The 6,363-nt window shown below is 59.2% G+C and carries 6 protein-coding genes and 2 pseudogenes; 2 read left to right on the forward strand and 6 right to left on the reverse strand.

Translation table 11 applies throughout. From position 1 onward, the window contains the following. The 4 genes from VOI29_RS21555 to VOI29_RS21570 form a co-directional block, all read right to left on the reverse strand. Positions 1 to 271 (reverse strand): ABC transporter permease (locus VOI29_RS21555; RefSeq protein WP_416361573.1); only part of this gene is annotated, 271 nt, incomplete at its 3' end. Further along, complete coding sequence (locus tag VOI29_RS21560) at positions 268 to 1,188, reverse strand: ABC transporter permease (protein ID WP_323783570.1); 921 nt, start codon at positions 1,186 to 1,188, stop codon at positions 268 to 270. The genes VOI29_RS21560 and VOI29_RS21555, both read right to left, overlap by 4 nt. 13 nt (positions 1,189 to 1,201) lie before the next feature. Next, positions 1,202 to 2,314, reverse strand: coding sequence for an ABC transporter ATP-binding protein (locus VOI29_RS21565; RefSeq protein ID WP_323783572.1), 1,113 nt, complete (start codon positions 2,312 to 2,314; stop codon positions 1,202 to 1,204). A 168-nt stretch (positions 2,315 to 2,482) separates the two neighbouring features. Further along, positions 2,483 to 3,607 (reverse strand): extracellular solute-binding protein, encoded by a 1,125-nt coding sequence (locus tag VOI29_RS21570; RefSeq protein ID WP_323783574.1) that lies wholly within the window; start codon positions 3,605 to 3,607, stop codon positions 2,483 to 2,485. A 488-nt stretch (positions 3,608 to 4,095) separates the two neighbouring features. Here VOI29_RS21570 and VOI29_RS21575 point away from each other — a divergent pair, with 488 nt between their 5' ends. Both VOI29_RS21575 and VOI29_RS21580 read left to right on the forward strand, forming a co-directional pair. Further along, positions 4,096 to 4,383, forward strand: a complete 288-nt coding sequence (locus VOI29_RS21575) for a LysR family transcriptional regulator (protein WP_323783578.1) — start codon at positions 4,096 to 4,098, stop codon at positions 4,381 to 4,383. Beyond that, a pseudogene (locus tag VOI29_RS21580) lies at positions 4,359 to 4,824 on the forward strand (FAD-dependent oxidoreductase); the annotation flags it as partial. The gene VOI29_RS21575 and the pseudogene VOI29_RS21580, both read left to right, overlap by 25 nt. Before the next feature lie 123 nt (positions 4,825 to 4,947). On the opposite strand, the gene VOI29_RS21585 reads toward VOI29_RS21580, so the two are convergent. After that, entirely contained in the window at positions 4,948 to 6,213 is a 1,266-nt protein-coding gene (locus VOI29_RS21585) for an ABC transporter permease subunit (RefSeq protein ID WP_323783576.1), read from the reverse strand. Beyond that, positions 6,210 to 6,363: pseudogene (locus tag VOI29_RS21590) on the reverse strand (ABC transporter ATP-binding protein); the annotation flags it as partial. The pseudogene VOI29_RS21590 and the gene VOI29_RS21585, both read right to left, overlap by 4 nt.

The raw sequence follows: 6,363 nt of genomic DNA on the forward strand, positions 1-6,363 counted from the left end.
GCATCAGCGCGCCTGCGAGTCCCATCGCCACCGACAGCACAACTGTGCCCGCACCCACCAGGATCGAATTCCAGATCCCGTTCAGGATGCGTTCGTCCTGAAACAGCGCCGAAAACCACTCGAACGGCAGGCACTCCCACGGGGTCATCCGCGGGAAAGACGGCGAGTTGAAGGCGGTGGCCGACATGATCACCAGCGGGCCCAGAAGATAGGCAAAGAAGATTCCCAGATAGACCCAGAGGCTCAGGTGCATGAAAGACAGGTTCTTCATTTGCCGATATCCCCCATGTTCACCTTGAACAGCCGCATGATCGCCAGCACCAACAGGATACAGGTCACCAGCAGCACCACCGCATAGGCCGCGCCCTGCGGCCAGTCGGAATTGTCATTGAACTGCTGATAGATCAGCTGCGTGAACCACAGGCTCGACGGCCCGCCAAGGATCTGCGGTGCCGCCAGCGCGCCCGCCGACAGCATGAACACCATGGTGCAGCCCGAGGAGATGCCCGGCTTGGCATAAGGGATAACCACCCGCTGGTGGATCTTGGCCCAGCTGGCGCCCATATCGCGTGCCGCCTCGATCTGGTTGCGGTCCAGGCTCTCGATCACGTTGTAGATCGGAAAGATCATCAGCAGGATGTATGCGTAGCCCAAACCGGCATAAAGCGCGATGTCATTGCGGATGAAATCAAACGGCGTGTCGAAAATTCCCAGCCCCACCAGTGCATTGTTCAAAACCCCGGTCTCTCCGAAGATGATACGCAGGGCGAACGCCCGCAGGATCTCGTTGATCCAGTAGGGGATGATCAGCATCAGCGCAAAGATGCGGATGTGATTGCCCTTGGTCTGGGCCAGGTAATAAGCGATCGGGTAGCACAGGATGAGGTTGAAGATGGTGACGCAGACCGCCGCCACCAGGGTGCGGAAGAAAACATTGAGATCGACGGCATTGTAGGTCTGGCCGCCGCCTTCCGGACCGAACACAAGATATTTGTAGTTTTCAAACGTATAGACATCCCTGGGGCCGCCGATCTCTGGCGGCGGCAGGTTGGTCCGGAACGAAAAGTCGAGCATCGACAGCTGCGGCAGGATGATCAGGCCGATGGTCCAGAACAGGACCAGGCCCAGCATCAGGCTGCCCATGCCGGTGCCGTTGCGCTTGAAGAATTCCTTCAGGAAGACTGGCATGGCGTGCGCCCCCTCATTCCGCGGCCAGCTCACCTGCGGGTACGGCAACTGCGTTTTCCGTGGCGTACTGCAGGGTGATGTTCTGACCGGTGTGATCGTCAAAGGACTGCCCCACATTGGGGATCGAGACCTTCAGCTCCTTGCCACCGTCGCCCTCCATGAAGATGTTGAAGGCATTGCCCTCGAACTCCTCGTGGTTGACCCGCGCCGAGACCAGATTGCGGCCTGCAGCACCGTCGCCTGCCAGCGCAAAGGCCTCGGGGCGGATGAACATCATCGCCTCGTCGCCTTCGCTCATGCGGCCCTGATTGGCGGTCGAAATCCGCGCCAGAAGGTCGCCCGAACGATTGGTTGCGATCAGTGCCTCATTTCCCATCACCCGCTTGACCTTGCCGCGAAACACGTTGTTTTCGCCGACGAACGACGCGGCAAAGGCGGTGGCGGGGTCATTGTAGATGGTCTTGCCATCGGCGATCTGGTCGATCACCCCCGCCTTCATCACCGCGATATTGTCGGACATGGTCAGCGCCTCTCCCTGATCATGGGTGATGTAGATGAAAGTAATGCCGACGCGTTGCTGGATTTCGCGCAGCTCGGTGCGCATGTGCTGGCGCAGTTTCAGATCCAGCGCTGACAGGGGTTCATCCAGCAGCAGAACGTCCGGCTCTGCACAAAGGGCGCGCGCAATCGCCACCCGCTGACGCTGGCCGCCCGACAGCTCGCTGGGCAGCTTGTCGCCCTGCCCCGGCAGCGCGATCATGTCCAAAAGCTCATCCGCGCGCTTGCGTCGCTCGCGGGTTGATGCGCCCTTGATTTCCATCGAAAAGGTGATGTTTTCCCAAACTTTCATCAGCGGAAACAGCGCCAGATTCTGGAAGATCAGCGCGGTGGGTCTCTTGTTGGGGCCAATCCCCTTCATGTCATTGCCGCCGATCAGCACCCGGCCGTCACTTGGTTCCAGAAATCCCGAAACCGCCCGCAGGATTGTGGTCTTGCCGCAGCCCGAGGGGCCCAGGAAAGAGAAAAAATCTCCTCCATTGATGTTCACATTGGCATCACGCACGGCAACAAAGTCACCGAAACGGATCCAAAGATTTTCGAGATCAACACCGACCCCAGAACCCATTTGATTTCTCCCCAGGGTACAGATCCCCTTCCGGTGGAACTCCACCGGCCTCGCAGAACCTGCTTCCCTTTTATTCTTGTTGAAGGCACCGCTCCGGCTGTCTGCCGGCCGAACGGAACCGGCCCCCGGAAGAAAACTCCCGGGGGGCCGCGTGATCAGGCGCTTCGCTTAGGCGCTCTTGAACTTGTTGACGAACTCGGTCCGCACGTCCGCATACCACGGCGCCTCGGCCGGCCAGGGGTTCAAATTGGCCAGCGAATTGCCCGGATAGGCTTCGGCAAAGTTTTTCTTGTAAACATCGCCCGAATGGTTGTCAGCACCCAGAACCGGCGAATTGTAGCCATGGCTGTCGATAGCCTTGCCTGCCGGTTCCTGCTCGTAAGCATAGGAGACAAAGGCGTAAACCTGTTCCTCATTCTTGGCCCCGACCGGCATCGAAATGCCGTCGACCCAAGCCATCGCGCCTTCTACCGGCGCCTGGTAATGCACCGGCTCGCCAGCGGATTTCAGCGCCAGCGGCGGGCCGTCCCAGGTCTGGCCAACCACCACGCCCTCGTTCAGCAGACCGTTCTTCTGGGTGTCGGCGTCGTTCCAGATCAGCTTGATCCGGTCCTTGCGCGCCACGCACCAATCGGTGACCTGGCCCCAGACCTTGCGCATGGTTTCCTCGTCCTCGTAAGCGGCCCAGATCGAGCCAGGCTCCATTTCGCCCGAAGCTTCCATGAAAAGACCCGCACCCAGCATCATCGAATGCGCCCGCCCCATGGTCTTGCCGGCATTTTCTTCCGACCAGACATCGCCATAAGACGGAGCGTCACCCGCAGGCAGCCATTTGTCGGTGCGGTAAGCGATGCCTTCGGTGCCCCAGATATGCGGCAGCCAATGCACGCCCGAACCGCCAAAGTTCCAGGCATCGGTGCCGATCTTGGCCATCGCCGGGTTCACTGCGTCAACATTGACCTTGCTCATGTCGAACGGCTTCAGCAGCTCCAGAGGACCCCACTGCAGCGAGCGGTTGTTGGTCGGCGAAACGATGTCAAAGCCTTGGCCCTTGGTGGCCTTCATCTTGTTGATGATTTCCTCGTTCGAGCCGATTCCGGTGTAGTTCACCTTGATGCCGGTCTTGGCCTCGAAGCCCTGAATGAATTCCGGCGGCAGGTAGTCCGACCACATCAGGATGTTGATTTCGCCCGAAGACGCCAATGCGCTTTTTGAATAAAGAGGCGCCGCCAGTGCCGCGGCGCCTGCGCTTTTCAGCACCGTGCGGCGGTTTAGTGAAGTCTTTGCTGACATATCCAGTAATCTCCCTTTGGACTGTTGTTTGTTGTTTTTGTTGTTTCAACTGTAAATTCTTGCGGTGCCGTTCGCGCCTCTTAAAGTGACAGTTTGCAAACCCCATAAGGCCAGAACTGTTTCAGTCCGGCTTTGCACATTGCCGGTTCCGGCGCAGTTGAATATCCTCCACAGCAATGCTCGGCTTCTAAAAACCTTCGCTGAGGCTGTAGTGTGCGCCCGCCGGCGCGAGGCGTCAATGTTCTTAAACCCTTACAATGCGGCAGCATTTGCCCCGCGGGCCCGTAAAGCAACTGCGCAAGGAGCGGATTGCCTGTGCGACAGCCCAGGCACATCCTGCCAGGCCTTGGGTTTCAGCCTCTTGCCACCAATGGGCCGGAAACGATGAAGCTCCTCATGACGCAGCTGCGGTATTGCGGGAGACATATCCGATGCCTGGCCAATCCGCCCGCAACGGGTGACTGCAGGATGCGCCCGATGAGACCGGTCTGTCGGTCAGTACCCTCTCGCACTACCTTCGCAATCTTGAGGATCACTTGGGTGCGGAGCTGTTCAATCATAGCCGCCGCCCGATGGTGCTGACACCCAAGGGGCAGGTGTTCTTGGCCACTATCGGTGATGTGCTGCACGCGATCCGCAAGGCCAAGCCTGAAGCTTCGGCCGGAAACATTTCCGGGGCAAGTTATCTTCGGCTTGCCACGATTGAGGGCTTCGAAAGCGACATCATACATGAGCTCGCCGTATTCCTATCACCACCCAAACCAATGTGGAGCTGATCGCGCTGAGGGCAATCGAGGACCTCCAGAACGAATTCCGCCTCCATTTCCCGCACGATCTCCGCCCCGCCGGGCGCCCGGCAAAAACCACGCCGCTAACGCCGGTGATGGCTGAGGAAGGTGCCGAATTCACTGTCGTGAACCGGGGGGGGACGGGGGGAACGGGTCGGTTACATTAAGCCCTCAGCGGACGCTCACCCCGCGCTCAGCTTTAACATTGACGAGGCTTTCGATATAATCGCCGCAGCAGTGAAGAACATGCAGGAAAACGTGGGCCTGGCCGAGGTCAACGGCTTCAACCGGATTGAAATCACCAGCACGGACCGCCACAGCTTCCTAAAGCGGATGTTCTGCGGCGCCGGGGCCTGGCGCTTTGGCGAGGTTGGCCTTGGCTGCCTGTTGAACCATCACGGCATGACCAAGGACGAGGCAACTGCGGCCACGGCCATAGCCCGCTCACATTATCACCCGGGCTTCGAACGCATCCGGGGCAGAGCCTCTGCCAAACAGCAAAACGCCCGGGATAATCCCCGGGCGTTTTCATTTCGGTAACTGGTCCTCGGATCAGCTGCGGCCTTTCCAGGGCACCAGCCAATTCTCGGCCTTGCGCATCAGAATGTCGATGCCATAGCCGATGATGCCGATCAGCACGATGCCCATGATCACGATATCGGTCAGCTGGAACTTCGAAGCGGCGATGATCATCATGCCAGCCCCTTTTTGTGCAGCAACCAGTTCCGCCGCCACAACCGTGCCCCAGCAGACGCCCATTGCCACCCGCGCACCGGTGAATATCTCCGGCAGAGAGTTCGGCACGATCACGTGGCGCATGATCTGCCACTTGGAGGCGCCCAGCGAATAGGCCGCGTGGATTTTCGAGATATTGACCCCCGAAACCCCGGCCCGCGCCGCAATCGTCATGATCCACAGCGCCGCCAGGAACAGCAGCACGATCTTGCCGGTCTCCCAGATGCCGAACCAGATGATCACCAGCGGGATCAGCGCCAAGGGCGGCACTGGCCGCATGAATTCGACAATCGGGTCGAACCAGCCGCGAAACCAGCCCGACAGACCCATGGCATAGCCCAGGGGAATACCGACAATCGCCCCGGTGACAAACCCCACGATCACCCGTGTCAGCGACCAGCCCAAATGCTGCCACAGCGAGAAGTTCTGATAGCCCACCGAGGCAATCTCAAAGAACCGCGCCACCACCGTTTCCGGAGCAGGCAGCCAGATCGGGTTCATCTGCATCCCGCCATGCGGAGTAAAGCTGATCGCCCCCTTGCCGGTCAGCGTCACCTTGCCATCACCCGTATCCACCGCTGTGCCAGCCGCAATCGGTTCACCATTGATGGCAACGATCCTGGCGCCTTGCCTGCGTTTGGCCTCGTCATTTTTGTCAAAGATCAGGATGGTGGAGCGCCCGGCCTGTGCCGCCATAGCATCATCCTTGGCAAAACCGTCTCCGGGATCCACTTCGAAATTCGCGCTTTCCTCGCCAAACCCGGCCACCCGGACAGTGATATTGGCGTCATCAGTGGCTCCATCCGCAGTCTCCAGCGTATAGGTAAATCGGGTTTCACCGGTAAACGGGCCAGGCACGTGAAGGGGAAACAGCTTGGAGCCGGTAAAGGCGGCCCAGATTACAAAGATCGCCAGAACCGAAATGATCGACGCTGCCCGGTCCGGTGTAACAGCGCTTTCGTCGCCAAAGGTCACGGTTTTCAGGCTGGTGAAATCCTGCCGCGACTGCATGCCCCTGCGGATGAGCTGCACCAGGAAAAAGGCTCCGGAAAACAGCGCGATATAGAAAATGAGGACTGTCATGCCACTTGCTCCGTCCGGCCCATGATTTCCTCTTCCATCTCCCAGATCATTGAAAGGATCTCATCCCGGGTCTCGGCAAAACCTTCGGATTTCTTGACGTCGCGCAGGTCGGCATTCACCCCGCGTTCGGCAAAGGGCAGGTTGTATTCG

Origin of the sequence: Leisingera sp. (assembly GCF_034669605.1) — a bacterium.
In the GTDB taxonomy this organism is placed as follows: domain Bacteria; phylum Pseudomonadota; class Alphaproteobacteria; order Rhodobacterales; family Rhodobacteraceae; genus Leisingera.